Origin of the sequence: Streptomyces mayonensis (genome assembly GCF_018982965.1) — a bacterium.
Lineage (GTDB): Bacteria > Actinomycetota > Actinomycetes > Streptomycetales > Streptomycetaceae > Streptomyces > Streptomyces mayonensis.
Genome location: NZ_JACBYP010000130.1, coordinates 1 through 22245, shown reverse-complemented (window position 1 = coordinate 22245; position 22245 = coordinate 1). Strand labels below are relative to the sequence as shown.

Here is a 22245-nt window from a genome sequence, read left to right as displayed (position 1 = left end):
CGGCGCCCCCCCCCCCCCCCCCCCCCCCGCCCCCCCCCGCCCGCCGCGCGCGGCGGGGGCGGCGCGCCCCCCCGCGGCCGGGGCGCGGGCCGCCGGGGGGTGGGGGGACGGGGGTGGCGCGGGTCAGCCGAAGTCGACGTCGCTGCACAGGAAGTACGTCTGGTCCATGTGCGAGGCCTGCCAGATCGTATAGACCACGTGCCGGCCGCTCAGACCCGAGGTGCTCACCGGGATCTCGTACTCCTGGCTGGGCCCGTAGCTTCCCGTACGTGCGACCTCCTGGAGGTCGCCCCAGGTCAGGGCCTGGGTGGCCGGGTCGAAGCCCTGGCGGGTGACGTAGACCAGGAAGTAATCGGCGCCATGGCTGGCCTGGTCGTACAGCTTGACGGTGAAGTCGTCGGCGACGTCGGTGGTCTGCCACGCGCCCACGGTGTCCAGGGAGTTGTAACGCCCGCTCTCGGTCCGGCCACCGCTGCAGAGCTGCCCGTCGGGCACGACGGCCTGGAAGTCACCCGCGGAGCCGTTGCGGTAGAGGCCGTTCCAGTTCCACATGGCGCTGGGTTCGTCCTGCCACGCCTGCCAGCACATGGGGTCCTCGTCGGCCATCGCCGGGTTCTGGAAGTCGTCTCCCCAGCGGTCCCAGCAGCCGTAGTTGCGGGACGCGGGGTCCACGACGGAACCGTGGGCGAATGCGGTGCCGCTCCACGGGACCAGTGCGAGCAGGATCGCGGTCAGGGCCCCGAGGACCAGGTTTCCTGTGGTGCGACGGGGGCTCCTGGTGGTGCGTCCCTGACGACTGGGGCGCTTGGCTCTCTTGCCGTGCTCATGACATCCCATGATGCCTTCTTCCGGGTGGGGGGAGGGTGGGGTCGCGGACTTCGAGGGTTGGGAGCGCAGCGTGGGAGCGCTCCCAACCCGTTCGGAGACCAGGCTGCGCCCGGGTTCGCGGATTGGCAACATTCCGATTGAGCCACTTCCCGTACGACGGTGGCGGGTTCTGAGAGGGTGGCGCGTTCTGACGTGGCGGGCGCGACAGGTGCGACGGGCGGACGGGACAGGTCTCCCGTCCGCCCGTCGTCATGCCGGTGTCATACGGAACGCCGCCTGGAGCGGACCAGCAGCACGCAGCCTCCGGCGAAGAGGACGCCGCCGATCGCGGCGGGCCAGAGGCCGAGTCCGGAGCCGGTCTCGGCGAGTCCCCCCTGTGCCTGCTGCCCGGGGGCCGATCCGCCGCCGTCACCGCCCTTGCCGCTGTCTCCGGTCGGGGCGGGAGCGGCCACGGCGCTGCCCACCTCGTCCGGGTCGTCGGCCGGCGTCGTGGCGGCCCTGGGTTCGGCAGCCGGGGAGTCCCCGGTGCCCTGCCCCTCGGCCGGGGACGCGGGCTGCTCCCCGCCGTTCTGTGCGCCGTTCTGCGCGGGGGCCGTTGCGTCGCCCTTTCCGGCGTCCTTTCCGGCGCCCGTCCCGGCGTCGTCGGCCGCGTCGCCTCCGGAGTCGTTTCCGTCCGGCTGCTCCTCGTCCTTGCCGCCGTCCCCGTCCTTGCCGCCGTCCTCGTCCTTGCCGTCGTCCTGGCCCTTGCCGTCGTCGGGCGCCTCGGTCGCGGCGGGGTCCTCGCCCTGGCCCGGCTCGGCCCCGGGGGGCGTGTCCGGGCCGCATTCGCGACCGGAGTTGATGCAGTCGACCATCTCCCGCATCAGGTCCTCGTCGAAGACGTTGATGAAGTCGCTGTGGTCCGTGACGGGCTTGTGCAACTGCTCGGGGAACGAGTCCACGGCGAACAGCGGCACGGACTTGCCGCCGTCCTTCAGACTGGGCGCCGCCACGTCGTACACCACGCGCTGCACCAGGCGCGGTACGGCCTTGAACCCGTCCGGGCAGGCGCCGTCGGCGGCGGCGAAGGCCATGTGGGTGCGGTGGTTGGCGCTGTCGATGTTGCGGCCGTCCCAGCAGCTCTGGAAGGTGAAGGTGCGCACCACGTCGCTGCCGGACGGGCAGAGCGGGTACTTGTCCTTGAGCTGGCGGTCCTCGAAGCCGGTGCAGCTCCAGGAGGCGTTCGCGTTGGCGTTGCCGTTGACGAAGGCCTTCGCGTCACCGGTGATGATGCGCAGCAGGCGCGGCATCGCGGTGACCTTGGCGCGTTCGTTGCCCTCGAAGGTGAGGGTGACCTCGGCCGGGGTGACGATCTCGCCCGCGTTGCCCTCGACCCCGCCGCCGGGCGACTGGGCGTCCTGTTCGACGGTGCCGTTCTGGAGGCGGACGACGGGCCAGTAGTACGAGGACTTGTCGCGCTGGTCGGCGCAGCTCGTGTCCCCGGCGGCCAGGTCCTCGTCGCTGGCGAAGGCGTCGTTGGCCTGGTTGCCGACGTAGTCGTGGAAGTGGTGGGCGCCGTTGCCGACGCCGGGGGCGGCGATCAGGTTGTCCGAGTTGAACAGGCCGTCGGCGTTGACTCCGCAACTGGTGGCGAAGGAGCCGTTCGAGGCGCCCTGCTGCCGGGCGGCCTTGCGCACGTTCGGCTGGACGGACTTGATGTCGGCGAAGTCCGCCGCCACGGGGCCGTTGCCCGCCTGCCCGCCGTTGCCGGGCGGCTGCTGCCCGTCCCCGCCGCCCGCGCCGTCTCCGGCCCCCTCCCCGCCGCCGGCTTCCTCACCCTCGTCGTTGCCGTCGCCGTTGCCGTTGCCCTCTCCGTCGCCGTTCTGCTGCTGTTCCTGCGGGTCGGGGCTGCCGCTCCCGGCCCGGTCCGCGGTGATCTCGGTGCGGCGCAGGGTGCACTGCGCGAGGGTGTCGAGGCCCTCCGGCGGGTCGCCCGCCTTCTCGACGGCGGCGACGATCCGCTCGATCGTGGCCGCCCGGTCCTTCTCCAGCGGACCGAGGACGGCGCCCTCGTCGAGGCTGCCGTCGTCCGCGGTGCGGGCCGCTTCCTGGAGTTGGCGGTAGGCGGTGGCGATCTGCTGGTCCAGCTGGGCCAGTTCGGTGTCGACCTCCGGCCGCGCCTGCTCCGGCACGGCCGTCAGCCGCTCGGTCAGGTCGGGGCAGTCGACGGTCGCCGCGACACCGGAACTGCCCAGGGGAACGGCCGTGTTGCCGGACTCGGTCGCGGAGGCGAAGACGTTGACGGCCACCAGGCCGCTGCCCCCCAGTATCAGCGCGACCGCTCCGAAGGTCGCGCGTCGCGCCCCGGTCGGGCGTCTGCGCCTGTTGTGTCCCAAGACGTGCTCCTGTGTCGTGACGGACTCGGACATGGAATGCCCCCGGCTCCATACGCAGCGGCGGGCCGGAGCGTTCAGCCCGGTCGCGAATTCTCAGGAATCCCTCACTCCCCCTTCGCGGCCCGTCTCACCGTTCGGCCCTCTCGGCCCGTCTCACTGTTCGGCGCCCGGTTCCCACTGTTCGCCTCCCGGATCCGGGGAACCCGGGAGGCCGTCGCGGGCGACCACGCGCCGTAGGAGGAGCCATGGACAGCAGCCGACCGCTCGCCCTGGTCACCGGGGCCTCCAGCGGGATCGGGTACGAGCTCGCCGCGTTGTTCGGCGAACACGGCTACGACCTCGTGGTCAACGCCGAGGACGAACGGCTGGAGCACGCCGCCCGCCGGCTGCGGGAGTCCGGCGTCGAGGTGCGGGCGGTACGGGCGGACCTCCGCTCCCCGGAGGGGGTGGACCACCTGGTCGCCGCGCTCACCGGGCTCGCCGTGGACGTCGCGGCCCTCAACGCGGGAGTGGGACAGGGAGGTGCCTTCGTCGACACCGACCCCGACGACGACCAGTCGGTCATCGACCTCAACGTCACGTCGACGGTGCGGCTCACCAAGCCCCTGCTGCGGGACATGGTCGACCGCGGGGTGGGACGCCTGATGTTCACGTCGTCGGTCGCCGCCACGATGCCCGGGTCCTTCCAGTCGGTCTACAACGCGTCGAAGTCCTTCGTGCAGTCCTTCGCCCAGGCGTTGCAGGAGGAGGTCGAGGACACCGGTGTCACGGTCACGTCCTTCATGCCGGGCCCCACGGAGACCGACTTCTTCAGGCGGGCGGGCATGGACGACACCAAGGTCGGCACCATGCCGAAGGACGACCCGGCGCAGGTCGCCAGGCAGGCGTACGACGCCGTCATGAAGGGGCGCGGCAAGCTGGTCACCGGTTCGGCGAAGACCAAGGCGCAGGGGGTCGCGGGCAAGGTGCTGCCGGACCGCGTCAAGGCGGCCGTGCACCGCCGGACGGCGGAGCCGGGGACGGCCCGGGACGACGACGGCCAGTAGCCGCGGCGGGCATCGCCCACCGGGGTCCTTGTCCACGGCTCGCCCCCGGTGGAACGATGCCGACGGCACCGCCTCACCGCACCGGAGGGACCGCCACGTGACCGATGAGCAGCAACGGCCGCAGGCCGCCGCCGCGTTCGACGCCCTGGGCGCCGAGTACGAGAAGGCGTTCGCCGGGTCCGGGACGCACCGGCGTTCGCTGGAGTGGCTGCTCGGCCGGCTGGCACCGGGCAGCCGGGTGCTGGACGTGGGCAGCGGCACGGGCCGGCCCACCGCCGAGACCCTCGCCGGGGCCGGTCACGAGGTGCTGGGCGTGGACGTCTCGCCGGTCATGGTGGAGCTGGCGACCCGGCAGGTGCCGGAGGCCGTCTTCCGCTGCGCCGACATCCGTGACGTGCCGCTCGACGACGGCTCGTTCGACGCGGTGTGCGTGTACTTCTCGCTGCTCCAGCTGGACCGGCGGGAGCAGACGGAGCTGGTCGGGCGCCTCGTTCGGTCGCTGCGGCCGGGCGGCTTCCTGGTGCTGGCCACCGTGCCGCTGGACGTCGAGGGCGTCGACGCCGTCTTCATGGGCCGGCCCGTGCGCGTCACCAGCTTCCCGGCACGGCGCTTCGTCGCCCTGGCCGAGGAGGCCGGTCTGGAGGTGCTGGAGCAGGAGGCGTCGATGTTCACTCCGGCCCACCCGGACGCCCGGCCCGAGCCGCACCTCTTCCTGCACTGCCGGCGCCGGGCCGCCGCCGCGCCGGGCGTCTGACTGCCCCTCCCTCCTGCCCGATGCGTCCGCCGTCCCCGTGGCCGGGCGGCACCGCGCCCGGGAGGCGGCCCCGCGCCCGGGACGTTCACGGTTCATGAGCGATCGCTATGATGACGAAGAATCGCTCAAACGAACATTCACGGGTGGGGAGACCTGATGCGGGAGCCGGTCGATCTCAGGCGCCAGCGGATTCTGGCGGCGGTCCAGTCGCGCGGCAGCGCCCGGGTGCGCGACCTCGCCGAGGAGTTGCAGGTCTCGGTGGTCACCGTGCGCCGCGACGTGGAGGAACTGACGCGCGAGGGCAGACTGCGGCGCGGGCACGGCGTCGTGCGCTCGACGCTGCCGGTCCAGGAGGCGCCCGCCGAGGGCGACGCCGCGCCTGGCGGCGACCGGGTGGCCGTGGTGGTGCCCGTACGGCACTCGTATCTGAACGAGGCTCTGCACGGCGCCCGCACCGTCCTGGAGGAGGCCGGGCTGCGTATCGCCCTGCACCTCGCGCCGCAGGCGGCGGGTACCGAGCGCCCGCTGGTCGAGCGGGCGCTGGCCGACGGGGCGCACGGGCTGCTGATCGCGCCGCGCTGGCGCGGCCGGGCCGAGGAGGAGGCCGACCACGAGTGGCTGGCCGCGACCGGGGTGCCGACGGTGCTGATGGAGCGCCGTCCGTGGCGCGGGAGCGCGCTGCACGCCCTGGACTCGGTGTGCTCGGACCACTGGTACGGCGCGTACCTGGCCGTGGAACACCTGGTGGGCCTCGGGCACCGGCGCCTCGTCTTCGCCACCCGGCACGACAGTCCCACCGCGCGTTCCCTGCGTGCCGCGTTCACGGAGATCGCCGGGGCGCATCCGCTGGTGGACCAGTGGGCGTGGACGCTGGTCGCGCCGGAGGCCGGGGCCGACGGACCGTACGCGGCGGACGAGACGGCCGAGCTGCCCGCGCTGATGCGCAAGGTGGGCGCCACCGCGGTGGTGCTGCACGGCGACGTGGACGCGCTGGTGGTCGTGCAGCGGCTGGCGGAGGAGTCGGTACGGGTGCCGCAGGACTGCTCGGTCGTGGCCTACGACGACGTGGTGGCCGGTCTCGGTTCGCCGCCCCTGACGGCCGTCGCACCGCCGAAGGCCGAGGTCGGACGGGCGGCGGCGGAACTGCTGCTGCGGCGGCTGTCCGAGGCGCCCGGCGCCCGTCCGGGGCGGCGCGTGGAGCTGCTGCCGCGGCTGATGGTGCGGGGGTCGACCGCTCACCCGGCCGCGTGAGCGTTTGAGCGTTTAATTTTCTTCTGATCGATCTATTGACCGTTTGAGGTGGGCGGTTCAGGATTCCCGTGTCCCGAACAGTCGGGTCCGCGCAGTCGCGGTCCCGCAGGAGCCGCGGGAGGCGCCATGCCCGGACGACACAGCCGTCGTTCCGTGCTCGCCGCGATGGCCGCCGTACCTCTGACAGGAGCCGTGAGCGCCTGCAGCGGAGGAGACGGGGCATCGTCGGCCCGCACCGGAACCACCACGCGCGTCACCTTCTGGTCCGCCCTGCGCGGCAGCCAGGAGGTGGTCGACGCGTTCAACCGCACGCACCGCACCGTCCAGGTGGACTTCCAGCAGATTCCCTCGGGCGGTCAGGGCGGCTACGCCAAGCTCAGCAACGCCGCCCGGGCCGGCAACGCGCCCGACATCGCCACCCTGGAGTATCCGCAGGTCCCGGGGTTCGCCATCGACGGCGTCGCCCGCGATCTCACCGACCTGGTGAGTGACGGACTGCGCCGCAGGCTGCTGCCGCAGGCGCTCGGCCTGACCACCTTCGAACGCCGGGTGTTCGCCGTGCCGTTGGACGTCGAGCCCATGGTGATGCACTACCGCGCCGACCTCTTCGGCCACTACGGTCTGCGCCCCGCCCGCACCTGGGACGAGTTCGCCGAGCAGGCCGCGCGCGTGCACCGCGAGGCACCCGACCGGCGGCTGGTGCTCTTCCCCACCGACGGGATGACGCAGTTCGCGTGCTACGCCTGGCAGGCGGGCGCCCAGTGGTTCGACACGTCGAAGGGCGCCTGGAACGTCTCCCTCGCCGACGCGCCGTCCCGGCGGGTCGCGGACTACTGGCAGCGGCTCATCGACCGGGACGACGTCTTCATGAACGCCGTGGAGAGCAGGCAGGCGGACGCGCAGATCGGCAACGGACTCGTCCTCACCCGGCTCAGCGGCGCCTGGGACGCGGGGGCGCAGATGAACGCGCGGCCCGGGCAGAAGGGCCAGTGGCGGATCGCGCCGCTGCCGCAGTGGGACACCGGCAGCCCCTCCGTCGGCACGCACGGCGGTTCGACCTTCGCGGTCACCGAGGACAGTGAACACCCCGAGGCCGCCATGGAGTTCATCGAGTGGCAGGTCTCCCACCCGGACGCGCTGCGTGCCCGGCTCTCGAGCGGCGCCAGCAGCCAGTACCCGGCCGCGCCCGGCCTGGTCCCCGTGGGCAGCGAGGCCTTCGACCGGTCGTACTACGGCGGCCAGGACATCTACGCCCTGTTCGACCGGGAGGCCCAGAAGATCGGCGAACAGTGGCTGTGGGGACCGCGGATGAGCGCGACGCAGAAGGTCATGCAGGACTCCTTCGCCCGCGTCGGCGGCGGCCAGGGCAGCCTCGTCGAGTCGCTGCGGGCCGCGCAGGAGGGGACCATGCCCGACCTCAGGGCCCTCGGCCTGTCCACCACCCAGCACAGCACCTGAGCCGGCGAAAGGCAGGTGAACCCTCCATGAACACGACCACGACCACCCACACCCGGGTGCCGGCCGGCACGCCCCGCGCCGCCTCACCGGCGCCCTCCGCCTCGGGCCTGCGCGCCCGCAGAGCGGCCAGGCGCCGTCAACTGACCGCTGCGGGCGTCCTCATGACGCCGTTCTTCGCACTGCTGGTCACCGTCTTCCTGATCCCCGTCGGCACCGCCGTCTACCTCAGCTTCTTCAGCGACGACCAGCCCGGTCTCGGCTTCGGGCCCGAGCGTCAGGTCTTCGTCGGGCTGCGCTCCTACGCGGCCGTGCTCACCGACCCCACCTTCCTCGGCGGACTCGGCACCGTCGCCCTGTACTGCCTGATCTACCTCCCGCTGATGGTGCTCGGCGCGCTCGCGCTGGCCCTGCTCCTGGACTCGGGCGTGGTGCGGCTGCGGGCCCTCGCCCAGCTCGGCCTGTTCCTGCCGCACGCGGTGCCCGGCATCATCGCCGCGCTGATCTGGCTGTACCTGTACACGCCCGGCATCAGCCCGGTGATCGAGCTGTTCGCCAAGGGCGACATCACGGTCGACTTCCTGGGCGTGCACACCGTCGTCCCGTCCATCGTGAACATCGCCCTGTGGAGCAACCTCGGCTACAACATGGTGGTCTTCTACGCCGCCCTCCAGGCCGTGCCGCGCGAGGTGATCGAGGCGTCCGTCGTCGACGGCGCCGGGCCGGTGCGCACGGCGCTGCAGGTCAAGACGCCGCTGGTGCGGGCCTCCATCGTGATGGTCTCGATCTTCACCCTGATCTGGGCGCTCCAGCTCTTCACCGAGCCGATGCTGCTCAGCCAGTCCTCCCCGATGATCAGCTCGCGCTTCTCGCCCAGCATGTACATCTACGACGCGGCGTTCACCCGCAACAACTACGGCCTCGCGGCGGCCGCCTCGGTGGTCCTGCTGGTGTGCACCATCGCCCTGTCCTACGGCGTCACCCGCTTCACCGGCCGCGCCGACTCCGAGGAGGTCCGATGAGCGCCGCAGACAGCTCCCTGCTCCGCCCGAGGCTGCTGGGCCGGGCGACCGTCAACGTGGTCGTCGCCGTCTCCGTCCTGTACACGCTGCTGCCGGTGCTGTGGCTGGTGCTGGCCTCGGCCAAGAACCGGGACGCGCTGTTCAGCAGCGACCTGCTCTCCCTGAGCGACTTCTCCTTCCTGCAGAACATCGGGGACCTGTTCGCCATGGACGGCGGACTGTACGGCCGCTGGTACGTCAACAGCCTGCTGTACGCCGTCCTCGGGGCGGCCGTCGGCGCGCTGGTGAGCGTGGCCTGCGGGTACGCCTTCGACAAGTACCGCTTCCGGCACAAGGAGAAGCTGTTCGGCCTGGTGCTCGCGGCGGTGATGGTGCCGCAGACGGTGCTCGCGCTGCCGCTGTACCTGATGGCGTCCGAGGCCGGCCTGGTCAACACCTTCTGGGCGGTGTTCATCCCGGTGCTGTTCAACCCGTTCGGCGTCTACCTCGGCCGGATCTTCGCGCGGGGCTACGTGCCCGACGAGGTGCTGGAGGCCGCGCGCGTGGACGGGGCCGGGGAGCTGACGACGTACGCCCGGGTGGCGTTCAGAATGCTCGGCCCCGGGCTGATCACCGTCTTCCTCTTCCAGTTGACGGCCATCTGGAACAACTTCTTCCTGCCCATGGTGATGCTGTCCGACCAGGACCTGTATCCCGTCAGTCTCGGCCTGTACCAGTGGAACAGTTCGGCGTCCGTGTCGCCCGAGTACTACCCCGTGGTGATCATGGGTTCGCTGCTCGCCGTACTGCCGCTCATCCTCGCCTTCGTGCTGCTCCAGCGTTTCTGGCGCAGCGGCCTGACCGCCGGAGCCGTCAAGTGACCGTGCACGCCCCCGGAAACGGCCACCGGCCCCGTGCCGCCGTGGCCATGTCCCCGGACGCCGCCTCGGCCGTCCTCGACCCCGAGTCCCTCGCCGCCTTCCGCCGGGTCTGCGACCTCGCGCCCTTCCCGGTCCTCGACGACCTGTCCACCCCGCGGGCAGCGTCCGTGCTGGCCGACGTCGACCTGCTGATCACCGGGTGGGGGTGTCCGCCGCTCACCGCGGAGGTGCTGCGGGCCGCGCCGCGGCTGCGGGCGGTGGTGCACACGGCGGGAAGCGTCCGCGGGCACGTCACCGACGCGTGCTGGGAGCGGGGCGTCGAGGTCTCCTCGGCCGCCGCGGCCAACGCGCTGCCGGTGGCCGAGTACACCCTGGCCATGATCCTGCTGAGCGGGAAGCGCGTCCTGGAACGGGCGCGCGACTACCGGGCCGCCCGGGTGCGCGGCGACTGGCTGCGCACCTCGCGCGGCGTCGGCAACTACCGGCGCACGGTCGGCATCCTGTCGGCCTCACTGATCGGCCGCCGGGTCGTGGAGCTGCTGCGGCCGCACGACGTCGAGGTCCTGCTGCACGACCCGTACCTCAGCGACGCCGAGGCCGCCGAGCTGGGCGTGGAGAACGTGGCGCTGCCGGAGCTGTTCGCGCGCTGCGACACCGTCAGCGTGCACACCCCGCTGCTGCCGGCGACCCGGCATCTGGTCGGCCGTGAACTGATCGAGTCGATGCGGGACGACGCGGTGCTGATCAACACCTCCCGCGGGGCGGTCGTCGACCAGGACGCGCTGACCGACGCCGTGCTGGCGGGCCGTGTCCGGGCGGTGCTGGACGTCACGGACCCCGAGGTGCCGGCGCCGGACCACCCGCTGTGGGACTGCGAGCACGCACTGATCACCCCGCACCTCGCCGGTTCCGAGGGCAACGAGTGGCGCCGGCTGGCCGACCTCGCGCTCGCCGAGACGACCCGCTGGGCCTCCGGTTCCGGCTTCCTCCATCCCGTACGACGCGAAAGGCTGGCGTTCCTGGCATGAGCATCCCGTTCGAACTGCCCACCGAGGACCGTGCGTCGAGCCCGTACACCGGTTACACCCGGGCCCACTGGGAGGCCGTCGCGGACGGGCTGCTGTGGTCCGCGTGGCGCTGGAGCACTCCCGGCCGTGCCCTGCTCGACCTGCCGGGACGGCCCTCGCGCTCGGGCGTGCGCTCCGACGGCCTGGAGGGCTTCGCGCGGACGTTCCTCGCGGCGGGCTTCCGCGTCGCGGGCGCGGACGGCGCGGACCCGCACGGCTGGCTGGACCGCTACGCACAGGGCCTCGCCTCGGGCACCCGCACCCCGGGCCGCGACGACACCGAGTCCTGGCCGCTGATCCTCGACCACGACGTGCAGGGCCAGCCGATGGTGGAGTCGGCGTCGGTCGCACTGGGGCTGCGGCTGACCGCGCCGTGGCTGTGGAAGAACCTCGACGCCGGGGTGCAGGACCGGGTGGAGGAGTGGCTGCGCGGTGCGCTGCGACACGTGCCGGCGCCGAACAACTGGTACCTGTTCCCGTACACCGTGGCCGGGTTCCTGGAGTCGGTCGGCCGAGGCGACGCGGAGACGGCCGCGGCCCGGGAGCGCGCGCTGGAGCTGCTGGAGGGCTGGTACCGGGGCGAGGGCTGGTACGCCGACGGCGACGGACGCGCCTTCGACCACTACAACGGCTGGGCGCTGCATCTGTACCCGGTGCTCGACGCGCACCTCGGCCGCGACTCCGGCGCCCTGGCCCGGTACGGGGACCGGCTGCGGGCCCATCTGGACGGGTTCGCCCTGATGTTCGGCTCCGACGGGGCGCCGCTGCACTTCGGCCGTTCGCTCACCTACCGCTTCGCCGCGTCGGCGGCCGTGGGCCTGGGCGCGCTGACCGGGCACACCCCGCTGGCGCCGGGGGCCTCGCGCCGTCTGGTGAGCGGCAGCCTGCGGTACTTCGTGGACCGCGGGGCGCTGACGGACGAGGGGCTGCTGAGCCCGGGCTGGTACGGGCCGCACGGGGCGACGCTGCAGCGGTACTCGGGCCCGGCGTCCCCGTACTGGGCGTCGAAGGCGTTCGTGTCGCTCCTCGCCCCGGCGAACGACGCGTTGTGGACGGCGACGGAGGAGCCCGCACCGGTGGAGGAGGCGGACCGGGTGCTGGCGCTGGCCGCGCCGGGACTGCTGGTGCAGGCGACCCGCGGCGACGGGATCGTACGGCTGCACAACCACGGCAGCGACCACGTCCGGCCGCACGAGGGCGAGTCGGCGGCCGAGGACGACCCGCACTACGGCCGGCAGGCCTACTCGACCCGGACGGGTCCGACGTCGGCGGAGAACGTGGCGGACAACCACCTGTCGGTCGAGGTGAACGGCCGGCCCAGTGTGCGGCGCCGCGTCCACCCGCTGGGCGCCGGGCAGGGCGAGGGCTGGGGCTGGGCGGCGTCCTGGCACCGGCCCGTCTTCGCCACCGGGGCACCGATGGTGCCGGGGCTGCGGGTGGAGAGCGTGACGGTGGCCCGGGGTCCGTACGAGCTGCGGGTGCACCGGGTGGTCGGGGCGCCGCCCGGGGCGCGCGTCACGCTCACCGGGTGGGCCACCGGTCCCGAGGAGCCGCTGGCCTCGGCGCTGCACGGCCTGTACGGGTGGGAGCCCGAACCGGAGAATGTGCGTGCGCCGCAGGGCACCGCGTACGTGCCGTGGGCCGAGCTGCCCCGCCTGTCCGGCCCGGCGGGCGGCACCTCCCTGCACGTGGGTCTGGCGGCGCTGACCGGTGAGCCGGGCGGCGTCGGAACGGCCGACGCGGTCGCGGCGACGGTGGCCGTCGCGGACGGTGCCGACGTGGTGTGGGCGAACGGCGGCGGCCGCACCCGGGTGTTGTTCGATCCGGTACGGGTGACGCACACGGCGGAGTAGCGCCCCCTGCGCGGGAGTCCGCCGTACGACCGCACGACGGGTGCTTCGAGGGCCCCGGCCGATTCCACCCCGGCCGGGGCCCTCCTCCATGCGCCCCTCCTCCATGCGCCCTCCCTCGCACGCCCTCCCGCGTGCTCTCCCCCGCTCTCCCCCGTGCGCGTGTCTCCGGTGGCGGGCCGCGCCCGGGGCGGTGACGCTGGTACGGCACCGGTGAGAAGGAGTCCCGTCATGCGCAAGTCGTCCTGGGGCGTGGGTGCGGCCCTGGCCGTGTCCGTCCTGTGCGCCGTCCGGGCACAGGACGCCGTGGCGGATGTCCCGTACTTTCCGGGCGAGGTCACGGCCGACGAGTGCCTGCGCGGCGGCGGCCTGGTCGTGATCTCGGCGGACGGTGAGGAACCGGACTCCTTCCTGCAGGTGTGCCGGGGCGGCGTCCACGACGGGCAGACCGTCACCCGGGCCTGAGCCGGCCGAACCGTCACCCGCTCCCATGCCTTGACTTCCGCACGCCGGGTACACGGGCTCGGCCCACCACCGCAGTCGGTACACCGAACACGACCGGGCGTGTGCAACGGCCCGCCCAGAACGGAGAATGGCCGATGAGTGAGGCCAACCCCCTCAAGCGAGCGGCCCACAAGGTCGCCGAGAGCCTGCAGGGCGAGGGCGGCGGCCCGCCGGACGGGATCCCCGGCAGGCCCTCCCCCGAGTCGCCTCCCGTCGCCGAACCCACCGAGCCCCGCGAGCCGCTGCCGCCGAAGCCGGACCAGAGCGGCCCTGACACCGTGTCGCCGACCGGCCAGCCCACGGGCGCCGACCAGGCACGGGTGGCCCAGTCCGGCGCCTACCTGACGGACGCCCAGGGCACACGGCTGTACGACACCGACCACTCGCTGAAGGCCGGGCCGCGCGGTCCGGTGCTGCTGCAGGACCACCATCTGCGCGAGAAGGTCATGCACTTCGACCACGAGCGCATCCCGGAGCGGGTGGTGCACGCCCGCGGCGCGGGCGCGCACGGGGTGTTCCAGAGCTACGGCACGGCGGCCTCGGTGACCAAGGCCGGGTTCCTGGCCGCGGACGTGGAGACGCCGGTGTTCACGCGCTTCTCGACGGTGGTCGGCTCGCGCGGCTCGTCGGACACGGTACGGGACACCCGCGGCTTCGCCACGAAGTTCTACACCAGTGAGGGCGTCTTCGACCTGGTCGGCAACAACATCCCGGTCTTCTTCATCCAGGACGCCATCAAGTTCCCGGACGTGGTGCACGCCGCGAAGCCGCACCCGGACCGGGAGATCCCGCAGGCGCAGAGCGCGCACGACACGTTCTGGGACTTCGTGTCGCTGCACACCGAGGCGACGCACCACACCATCTTCTTCATGGGCGACCGCGGCATCCCGCGCTCCTTCCGGATGATGGAGGGCTTCGGCGTCCACACCTTCCGGCTGGTGAACGCCGAGGGCGCGACGACGCTGGTGAAGTTCCACTGGAAGCCGAAGCTCGGCGTGCACTCCCTGGTCTGGGACGAGGCGCAGATCGTCAACGGCGTCGACCCGGACTTCCACCGCCGGGACCTGGCCGACGCCATCGAGGCGGGCGCGTACCCGCAGTGGGAGCTCGGCATCCAGACCTTCCCCGACAACCCGGAGCAGACCTTCGAGGGCATCGACCTGCTGGACCCCACCAACATCGTGCCCGAGGAGCTGGCGCCGGTGCAGCCGGTCGGCCTGCTGACCCTCAACCGCAACCCGTCCAACTACTTCGCCGAGACCGAGCAGATCGCCTTCCACGTCGGCCACCTCGTACCCGGCATCGACGTCACCGACGACCCGCTGCTGGCCGGGCGGCTCTTCTCGTACCTGGACACGCAGCTGACGCGGCTCGGCGGTCCCAACTTCCCGCAGCTGCCGATCAACCGGCCGCAGGCGCCGGTCAACGACATGCTGCGGGACGGCATGCACCAGACGGCCGTGCACCGGGGTGTGGCGCCGTACCGGCCCAACTCCCTGGACGGCGGCTGCCCGTTCACCGCCGGCGCGGACATGAGCGCGTTCGTCGAGACGCCGGTGCGGGTGCCGGAGGGGCGCAAGGTCCGTGAGGCGCCGGAGTCGTTCGCGGACCACTTCAGCCAGCCCCGGCGGTTCTGGCTGAGCATGAGCCCGGTGGAGCGCGAGCACATCATCGGCGCCTACACGTTCGAGCTGGGCAAGTGCTACGAGCAGGCGATCAGGGAGCGGACGCTCCAGGTCCTGGCCAACATCGACCCCGAGCTGTGCGCGGGCGTCGCCGAGGGCCTCGGCCTGCCCGCCCCCGAGCCGACCGTGCCGCTGGCCGACGTGCAGCCGAGCCCGGCGCTGTCCCAGGTGGGCGGTACCTGGCCGCTGGACGGCAGGGTCGTCGGCATCGTGACCGGCGGGGCGGACCTGGAGGGCGTGTCGGCGGTGCGGGAGGCGGTGCTGGACGCCGGGATGGTGCCGCTGGTCGTGGCGCCCACCGGCGGCACCCTCGGCTCCGGCGACGCGGCGCTGACCGTGCAGCGCAGCTACGTCACCGCGCGGTCCGTCGAGTTCGACGCCGTACTGCTGGCGGGCGCCCCCGACATGGGCGGCGACGCGTACACGCCGCGGGACTACAAGGCGGGCCCGGCACCCGCGGGGCAGGCGACGGTCGACCCGCGGGTGAGTCTGCTGGTGTCGGAGGCGTTCCGGCACGGCAAGGCGATCGGCGTGTGGGCGGGCGGGGAGAGCGCGCTGGAGGCGTCCGGCGTGCCCGTCGACTCGGCGGGTGTGGTCGTCGCCGGGTCCGGCACCGCTGCCCTCGAGCAGGTCACGCAGCTGATGGGCTCGCACCGGGTGTGGGAACGCTTCACCACGCCCCGGGGCTGATCCGTACGGCCCGTGGGCCGGCTGCCGGCACCGGCGGCCGGCCCACACGTGTGCCGGTCCGGGATGGTCGGGGACCGGCGAGTCGGGCGGACTGCGCCGGGCGGGCCGGGCCGGGCGGTTCAGTGCAGGACGCGCAGCGCTCCCGGCAGCACTCGCGCCGTGACGGGGACGGCCGCCTCGACCTCCCCGTCGGCGCCGTAGGGTATCGCCCGGTCCGCCTCGATACGGACCTCCCGTCCGCGCAGGACGTGGACCTGCGGCCGGGCGACGTGGGCGCCGGTGGAGAGTTCGTTCATCAACGCGAAGAACAGCCGGCGCGACGCGTGGTGGACCATCACCACGTCCAGCAGCCCGTCGTCCACGCGGGCGGAGGGGGCGATGAGGCGGTTGAAGCCGTAGTAGCCGGAGTTGGCGGCCACCGCCGTGTAGCCGGTGAAGGCGTGCTCCGTGCCGTCGACCGTGACGCGGTAGCGCGTCGGGCGCCAGCCCGCGACGGCCCGCACCGCCCCCGCGTAGTAGGAGGCGGCGCCCCGCAGCAGGCGCGTGGTGTTGGCGTGCCGGTTGGCGAGCGCGTCGACACCGGCGTAGACGCTGCCGAGGACGACGGTCCGGTCGTGGACGGCCGAGGTGACCTCGACGGTGTCGACGGGCCGGGCATCGCCCTCCAGCAGCACGCGGGCCAGCGCCGCCGGCTCGGTGGGCAGCTTCAGGGCACGCGCGAAGTCGTTGCCGCGCCCGGCCGGGACCAGCCCGAGGACGGTTCCGGTGCCGCTGAGGGCGCCGCCGATACCGCCCGCCATGCCGTCGCCGCCGACGGCGAGCACCACCCGGTCCCGCTCCCCCGCCCGCCGGGCCAGTTCGCGGGCGTGCGCGAGGCTGTGGCTGTACTCGGTCTCCAGCCCGGCCCCCGCCTCCCGCAGCAGCCGGGCCACCGCGAGCAGTGCGGCGGCGGAGGTGGCGCCGCCCGCGGTGGGGTTGACTACGGCGGTGAACTGTCGCATCGGTGTGCCTCCGGGCCGGCGGGTGGTGCCGGACTGTTGTCTCACGGGTTCACGGCGCATGAGTGGTCGCGGTCGACCGGCGCGCGGGGTCAGTCGGCGGGCAGCAGGACGCCGGGGTTGAGCAGTCCGGCGGGGTCCAGGCTCCGTTTGACCGCGCGCAGCGCCTGGACCCCGAGGGGTCCGGCCTCCCGGACGTACCAGTCGCGGTGGTCGGTGCCGACGCCGTGGTGGTGGGTGATGGTGCCGCCCGCGGCGAGGATCGCCTCGCTCGCGGCGTGCTTGGCGCGGGCCCAGTGCGCCACGGCGTCCTCGCCCCGGGCACAGACGACGGTGAAGTACAGCGAGGCGCCGTTCTCGTAGACGTGCGAGATGTGGCACATGACGAGCGGCGGGGTGCCGGCCTCGGTGAGGGTGGCGGTGAGCGCGTCCCGGACGGCCGAGTAGAGGGCGGGGACGCGGGACCAGTACGTCGCCGTCTCCAGCGTCTCGGCGAGCGCGCCCGCGTCGAGCAGGGAGTCGCGCAGGTACGGCGCCGCGTAGCGGCCGTGGGCCCAGCGCTCCCCCGGCTCCTCGCCCGCGAAGGTGCCGCCGGCGGCGCGCAGCACGGCGGCGGCGCCCTCGCGGCGGTACGCGGTGTCCTGCTCGGTGCCCTCGAAGCCGACGACCGCCAGGCAGCCGGCGTCCGGCTGGTCCAGTGCGGCTCCGACGGCGTCGGGCTGGGCGAGCCCGACGAGGGTCTCGGTCTCGTCGGACAGCCGGAGCACCGTGGGGAGCGGGCCGTCCTGCGCGAGCCGGCGCAGGGCGGCGGCGCCCGCGTCGAAGGAGGCGAAGCGCCAGCCCTCGTAGCGCCGGACGGCCGGCGCGGGCCGCACGCGCACGGTGACCGACGTGACGACGCCGAAGGCGCCCTCGGAGCCGAGGACGAGCTGGCGCAGGTCGGGTCCGGCCGCCGAGCGCGGGGCACTGCCGGTGACGAGGGTGCCCGCGGGGGTGGCGAGGGTGAGGCCGAGGACCATCTCGTCGAAGCGGCCGTGTCCGGCGGAGGCCTGGCCGCTGGAGCGGGTCGCGGCGAAGCCTCCGACGGTGGCCCACTCGTAGGACTGGGGGAAGTGGCCGAGGGTGTGGCCGTGCTCGGCGAGCAGGGCCTCGGCCTCGGGGGCGCGCAGGCCGGGCTGCAGACGGGCGGTGCGGGAGACCTCGTCGAGTTCGAGCAGGCGGTTCATGCGGCGCAGGTCGAGGGCGACGAAGGCGCCGCCCGGCCGGGGGGCGAGGCCGCCGACGACGGAGGTGCCGCCGCCGAAGGGGACGACCGTCAGCCCGTGCTCGGCGCAGGCCTCCAGCACGGCGAGGACCTCGTCGTGGCCGTCCGGCAGGACGACGGCGGCCGGCGTGTCGGCGGTGTCCCCGCTCCGCATCCGCAGGAGGTCGGGAGTGGACTTGCCCCGGGTGTGCCGGATGCGGCTCTCGGTGTCCGTGCGCACGTGCTCCGGACGGCCGCCGACCGCCGACTCCAGGGCCCGGCGGGCCGCCAGGGGCAGCGGCGAGTCGGGAACGTCGATCTCCTCCAGCGGCAGCGGGTCCCGGTCACTCGGCTCGACGCCGAGCATGTCGCGGAGCAGTCCGGTCACCGTGTCCGGCAGCGGCGTCGCCCTGGCGGGGTCGCCCCAGCCGTTCCACAGCATGTCCATCGCCTGTCGTCCTCACGGTCGCTTCGAGGGGTGCCGTCCGCACCGCCCCACTGGGCGTTACACTGTTACACATGACGCCCAACCGTCACAACCACTCGAGCAGACCGGCCTCCTCGGACAACGACGCGGTCCTCGACGCCGTGCGCGACTGCGTGCTGGCCGTCGGCGTCCGCCGCACGACGATGACCGACGTCGCCCGCCGCGCAGGCGTCTCCCGGATGACCCTGTACCGGCGCTGGCCGGACGTGCGGTCCCTGGTCGGCGACCTGATGACCCGGGAGTGGATCGCGGTGGCGGCCGGCGCCGTCCCGGAGCCCCGGCCGGGCGACGGCACCCTCCCGCGCATCGTCGAGAGCATGGTGGGCGGGGTGGAGGCGTTCCGCGCGCACCCGCTCTTCCGCAAGATCGTCGACGTCGATCCGGAGCTGCTCCTGCCCTACGTCCTCGACCGGCGGGGCGCGAGCCAGGAGGCGCTCCTCGGCCTGCTGGCCGACGCGCTGCGCGAGGGCCACGCCGACGGGTCCGTGCGCCGGACCCACGTGGCACGGCAGGCACGGTCCGTGCTGCTGGTCGTCCAGTCGTACGCCCTGTCGCTGCGGACCATGACCGACGAGGAGGACCCCGAGCTGACCTCCGCGGCCCTCCTCGCGGAGCTGCGCACCGTACTGGAGAGGATCCTCGCCCCATGAGCACCGCCCCCAGCCCCGCCGCCGGGGCCTCCCTGTCCGCCGAGCGGCGGGCGCGCGAGCTGACGTCCACCGTCGGCGGGCCGGTGGTGGACGTCCTGGTCGTCGGTCTCGGCGCGACCGGCGCCGGCGCCGCCCTGGACGCCGCCGCCCGCGGCCTGAGCGTCGTCGCCGTGGACGCCCACGACCTGGCCTTCGGCACCTCCCGCTGGAGTTCCAAACTGATCCACGGCGGGCTGCGCTACCTTGCCTCCGCGCAGCTCGACGTGGCCCACGAAAGCGCCGTGGAGCGCGGGGTGCTGATGGAGCGGACGGCGCCGCACCTGGTGTGCGCCCAGCCCTTCGTACTTCCCCTGACACCGCTGGTCCCGCGGGGCCAGGCCGCACTGGCGTGGGCCGGTTTCCGGGCCGGCGACGCCCTGCGGCTGGCGGCGCGCACCGCCCGGGCCACACTGCCCGCCCCGCGCCGCCTGTCCGCCGTCGAGACCCGCCACCTCGCCCCCGCGGTGCGTTCCGAGCGGCTGCGCGGCGGGCTGCTCTCCTGGGACGGGCGGCTCACCGACGACGCCCGTCTGGTGGCCGCGCTGGCCCGGACCGCGGCGGCCCGCGGAGCCCGGATCCTGACCCGGGTCAGGGCGCTCGAGCTGACGGCCTCCGGCGCCCGCGTGCGCGACGAGACCACCGGCGAGGAGGGCGTGGTCCGGGCCCGCGCCGTGATCAACGCCTCCGGGGTGTGGGCCGGCGACCTCGTGGACGGCATCCGCGTCCGCCCCTCCCGCGGCACCCACCTCGTCCTGCGCGCCGAACGCCTCGGCACGCTGCCGGCGGGCCTGCACGTGCCGATTCCCGGGGAGACCAACCGCTTCGTCCTGGTCCTGCCGCAGGGCGACGGGCGCGTCTACGTCGGCCTCACGGACGAACCGGTGGACGGGGGCATCCCGGACGTGCCGGAGGTGCCCGAGTCCGACGTCGGCTTCCTGCTCGACGTGCTCGGCTCGGTGCTGGACGTGTCCGTGCACCGCGAGGACGTGGTGGGCGCCTTCGCGGGCCTGCGCCCGCTGCTCGACACCGGTTCGCCGGACCGGGCCGGCGCCGGGCCCCGCACGGCGGACGTCTCCCGGCGGCACGCCGTGCTCACCTCGTCCGAGGGCGTGATCACCGTGGTCGGCGGCAAGCTCACCACGTACCGGCGCATGGCCGAGGACGCGGTGGACGCCGCCGTCGCCGCCCGCCGCCTGTCCGCGGGACCGTCCCCCACCGCCGCCCTGCCCCTGGTCGGCGCCGCCGCACCGGGCACGCTGGCCGCGGTGCGGGCGCCCGGCCGGCTCGTACGGCGCTACGGGACCGAGGCACCGCACGTCCAGGCGCTCGCCGCGCGGGACCCCCGGCTCGCCGAGCGAGTGCTGCCGGACCACCCGGTCACCGGGGCCGAACTGCTCTGGGCGCTGCGTCACGAGGGCGCACTCGACGAGTCCGACCTCCTCGACCGGCGCACCCGCATCGGCCTGGTGCCCGAGGACCGGGCGGCGGCCCTTCAAACCGCCCGCGACCTCGTCGGCGAAGCAGCGGCCCGGCAGCGCTGACCGGCGGCCCGGCACCGTCGGCCAGCGCTGCGGCGACGCGGACGGACCCGCGCCGCATCACCGCCTCTCGACGGCAGACGGCCCTCGGGGCGGGAAGCGCCACGGCGGCGCGGAAACACCGCCCGGCACAGGCAGCCGGCCCGGCGGGGCCGGAAAGCCGCCCCACAGGGCCGGCGGTCGGGAAAGGGAGCGGTGGGCGGCCGGCGGACCGGGGCGGTTCAGGCGCCCCGGCCGCCGTCCCGCACCGCCTTGCGGACACTTGCCTCGATCTTGTGGCGGGACCGGCCTCCCTCCTTGACGTACTCGGTCATCGCGGTCCGCGCGTCCCGGTCCAGGTCGCGCCAGGCCCGTACGGCGGTCTCGTAGGTGTCCGACTGCCGCGGGGTCCACCGGTGCTGCGTGGGAGGCCCGTACGAGTCGCGCAGTTCCTCGACCCGGTGCTGTGCCAGGTCCGCCGCGCGGCGCTTGTGCACGAGCTCCTCGAATGTGTGTGCCACCACACCTCGACGGTAGTCAGCGCAGCGCCGTCGCGCGCGTCGAGCCCGTCACGAGCGGCCCGGTGGCCCCGGGGCGCGGTCCGCGCAACTGGTCCGCGCGGGCTGCGCACAAGTGGTCCGCCGAGGCCCGGGAGGGCCTTAACATCAAGCCACACCGGGGACCGGGCAGGTGCGGGGAAGCGAGGACAGCGTGGCGGAGATCGAGGGAGCGGCGGTTCCCGAGCGGCTGCTGATCACCCGAACCACCGCGGGCGGCGGTGTCTGCGTCGTCGTCCTCGCCGGCGAGGTGGATCTCGACGGCAGCCGTCAGCTCCGAGACGTCCTGCTCTCCTCGGTGGAGTCGGCGCCGGGCACCGTGGTGGACTTCCGCGAGGTGGGCTTCCTGGACTCCAGCGGCATCAACGTACTGATCTCCGCGCACCGGGCGGCCGAGTCGCGCGGGGTGTGGTTCCGGCTGGCCGCACCGCGGGACGCGGTCGAGCGCGTGCTGCGGCTCGTGGGCGTCGACGCGCTGATCGCCTGCTATCCGAGCGTCGAACAGGCCCTGTCCGCCTGAGCACGTCACCTCAGCAGCAGGCGCGCGTACACCGTCTTCCCCTTGGCGTGCGGCCTCGTGACGACCTCGTCGCACAGGCGCGTCACGATCTCCAGACCGTGCCGCCCGATCCGCTGCGGGTCGCGGGCCAGGAAGGTGGGGAAGCCGTCCCCCGTGTCCGACACGGCGATCTCCACGCGGTCCTCGACCAGGGTCAGCCGCAGCCGGCAGGGGCCGGGTGCGTGCCGCAGCGCGTTCGTCACCAGTTCGCTGGTGACCAGGCGGGCGGCGTCCAGGAAGGAGTCGGCCGGCTCCAGGCCCGACGCGGCGAGCCGTGCCACGAAACCGTGCACGACGTCCCGCGAGGCGGGGATCATCGCCGATCCGCCCCCGAACTCCACCGCCGTGGACACGGCGGAGGCGCCCGCGGCATCGGGTCCGTGCGCCGGAGTCATACAGAGCCTCACCGTCCGGTCGGGGCCCGGGTCCCACAGCCCCCGGCCACTCACCTTACGCACCGACGCGGCCACGCCGACCCGTTTACCCCAACTTCCGGCGGACGCGCGGTTTTCCGGACCGGGGTGACCCGCGCCGGGCCCTCGGGAAGCGGGCGGGGCCCGACGCGCTCCGGGCGGAGCCCGGGAGGGGGGTGCGGGTGCCGAGCGCGGGAGCGGCGCCGCTGCGGTTCTCCGCGACGGCCGACCCCAAGCCGACGGAACGGGGCACCGGCGGCCGGCGCCCCGTTCCGACCGGGCCGTTCCGACCGGGCCGGGCCGGGCCGTCGGGAGGCTGCCGCCGTCCAGGGTCGACGTGCCGCACCACAGGGCGGAGGGGACCGCGGGGACCGCTGGGCCGAGGGGGCTGCGGG

Annotated in this window: 19 protein-coding genes; 13 read left to right on the top strand and 6 right to left on the bottom strand. The window is 74.0% G+C overall.

The annotated features are described in order from the left end of the window. Nucleotides 1–123: 123 nt before the first annotated feature. Both HZS56_RS32335 and HZS56_RS32330 read right to left on the bottom strand, forming a co-directional pair. Nucleotides 124–837 carry a lytic polysaccharide monooxygenase auxiliary activity family 9 protein gene (locus HZS56_RS32335; protein ID WP_253915257.1) on the bottom strand — a complete coding sequence of 238 codons (714 nt, stop codon included), beginning with the start codon at nucleotides 835–837 and terminating at the stop codon, nucleotides 124–126. 251 nt (nucleotides 838–1088) lie between these two features. Next, entirely contained in the window at nucleotides 1089–3236 is a 2148-nt protein-coding gene (locus HZS56_RS32330; protein WP_216724374.1) for a DUF1996 domain-containing protein, read from the bottom strand. Between the two features lie 212 nt (nucleotides 3237–3448). On the opposite strand from HZS56_RS32330, the gene HZS56_RS32325 reads away from it, so the two are divergent. From HZS56_RS32325 to catB, 10 genes are all read left to right on the top strand, one after another. Next, nucleotides 3449–4249: an SDR family NAD(P)-dependent oxidoreductase gene (locus tag HZS56_RS32325; protein WP_216724373.1), complete on the top strand. Its 801-nt coding sequence runs from the start codon at nucleotides 3449–3451 to the stop codon at nucleotides 4247–4249. 97 nt (nucleotides 4250–4346) lie between these two features. Continuing rightward, nucleotides 4347–5003, top strand: coding sequence for a class I SAM-dependent methyltransferase (locus HZS56_RS32320; protein WP_216724372.1), 657 nt, complete (start codon nucleotides 4347–4349; stop codon nucleotides 5001–5003). 156 nt (nucleotides 5004–5159) lie between these two features. Continuing rightward, nucleotides 5160–6254: a substrate-binding domain-containing protein gene (locus HZS56_RS32315; protein ID WP_216724371.1), complete on the top strand. Its 1095-nt coding sequence runs from the start codon at nucleotides 5160–5162 to the stop codon at nucleotides 6252–6254. Nucleotides 6255–6380: 126 nt separating this feature from the next. Then, nucleotides 6381–7712 carry an ABC transporter substrate-binding protein gene (locus tag HZS56_RS32310; RefSeq protein WP_216724370.1) on the top strand — a complete coding sequence of 444 codons (1332 nt, stop codon included), beginning with the start codon at nucleotides 6381–6383 and terminating at the stop codon, nucleotides 7710–7712. Nucleotides 7713–7738: 26 nt separating this feature from the next. Continuing rightward, nucleotides 7739–8731, top strand: a complete 993-nt coding sequence (locus HZS56_RS32305; protein WP_216724369.1) for a carbohydrate ABC transporter permease — start codon at nucleotides 7739–7741, stop codon at nucleotides 8729–8731. Continuing rightward, nucleotides 8728–9591 carry a carbohydrate ABC transporter permease gene (locus HZS56_RS32300; RefSeq protein WP_216724368.1) on the top strand — a complete coding sequence of 288 codons (864 nt, stop codon included), beginning with the start codon at nucleotides 8728–8730 and terminating at the stop codon, nucleotides 9589–9591. Before HZS56_RS32305 ends, HZS56_RS32300 begins: the two co-directional genes overlap by 4 nt. Continuing rightward, nucleotides 9588–10619: a hydroxyacid dehydrogenase gene (locus HZS56_RS32295; RefSeq protein ID WP_216724367.1), complete on the top strand. Its 1032-nt coding sequence runs from the start codon at nucleotides 9588–9590 to the stop codon at nucleotides 10617–10619. The genes HZS56_RS32300 and HZS56_RS32295 overlap by 4 nt, the downstream gene beginning before the upstream one ends. Continuing rightward, nucleotides 10616–12511, top strand: coding sequence for a DUF2264 domain-containing protein (locus tag HZS56_RS32290; RefSeq protein ID WP_216724366.1), 1896 nt, complete (start codon nucleotides 10616–10618; stop codon nucleotides 12509–12511). Before HZS56_RS32295 ends, HZS56_RS32290 begins: the two co-directional genes overlap by 4 nt. Before the next feature lie 228 nt (nucleotides 12512–12739). Then, the gene (locus tag HZS56_RS32285; protein ID WP_216724365.1) at nucleotides 12740–12973 is read left to right on the top strand and encodes a hypothetical protein; all 234 of its coding nucleotides are present in this window, start codon (nucleotides 12740–12742) and stop codon (nucleotides 12971–12973) included. Nucleotides 12974–13107: 134 nt separating this feature from the next. Then, nucleotides 13108–15387 (top strand): catalase CatB, encoded by a 2280-nt coding sequence (catB, locus tag HZS56_RS32280; protein ID WP_216724364.1) that lies wholly within the window; start codon nucleotides 13108–13110, stop codon nucleotides 15385–15387. A gap of 119 nt (nucleotides 15388–15506) precedes the next feature. Here the strand turns inward: catB and HZS56_RS32275 are convergent, their stop codons facing one another. Continuing rightward, nucleotides 15507–16388 carry a diacylglycerol kinase family protein gene (locus HZS56_RS32275; RefSeq protein ID WP_216724363.1) on the bottom strand — a complete coding sequence of 294 codons (882 nt, stop codon included), beginning with the start codon at nucleotides 16386–16388 and terminating at the stop codon, nucleotides 15507–15509. A gap of 89 nt (nucleotides 16389–16477) precedes the next feature. Further along, complete coding sequence (locus HZS56_RS32270; RefSeq protein ID WP_216724362.1) at nucleotides 16478–18076, bottom strand: FAD-binding oxidoreductase; 1599 nt, start codon at nucleotides 18074–18076, stop codon at nucleotides 16478–16480. Between the two features lie 71 nt (nucleotides 18077–18147). Between HZS56_RS32270 and HZS56_RS32265 the strand changes: the two genes are divergently transcribed. Beyond that, entirely contained in the window at nucleotides 18148–18765 is a 618-nt protein-coding gene (locus HZS56_RS32265) for a TetR/AcrR family transcriptional regulator (protein ID WP_216724361.1), read from the top strand. Next, a complete protein-coding gene (locus HZS56_RS32260; protein ID WP_216724360.1) occupies nucleotides 18762–20345 on the top strand; it encodes a glycerol-3-phosphate dehydrogenase/oxidase in 1584 nt (527 codons plus the stop codon). The genes HZS56_RS32265 and HZS56_RS32260 overlap by 4 nt, the downstream gene beginning before the upstream one ends. A 218-nt stretch (nucleotides 20346–20563) precedes the next feature. Here HZS56_RS32260 and HZS56_RS32255 read toward each other — a convergent pair whose 3' ends face one another. Continuing rightward, the gene (locus HZS56_RS32255) at nucleotides 20564–20842 is read right to left on the bottom strand and encodes a hypothetical protein (protein WP_308408210.1); all 279 of its coding nucleotides are present in this window, start codon (nucleotides 20840–20842) and stop codon (nucleotides 20564–20566) included. Nucleotides 20843–21032: 190 nt separating this feature from the next. Between HZS56_RS32255 and HZS56_RS32250 the strand changes: the two genes are divergently transcribed. Then, complete coding sequence (locus HZS56_RS32250) at nucleotides 21033–21398, top strand: STAS domain-containing protein (protein ID WP_216724359.1); 366 nt, start codon at nucleotides 21033–21035, stop codon at nucleotides 21396–21398. A 5-nt stretch (nucleotides 21399–21403) separates the two neighbouring features. On the opposite strand, the gene HZS56_RS32245 is transcribed toward HZS56_RS32250, so the two are convergent. Continuing rightward, nucleotides 21404–21832: an ATP-binding protein gene (locus tag HZS56_RS32245; protein WP_216724358.1), complete on the bottom strand. Its 429-nt coding sequence runs from the start codon at nucleotides 21830–21832 to the stop codon at nucleotides 21404–21406. Nucleotides 21833–22245 lie beyond the last annotated feature (413 nt).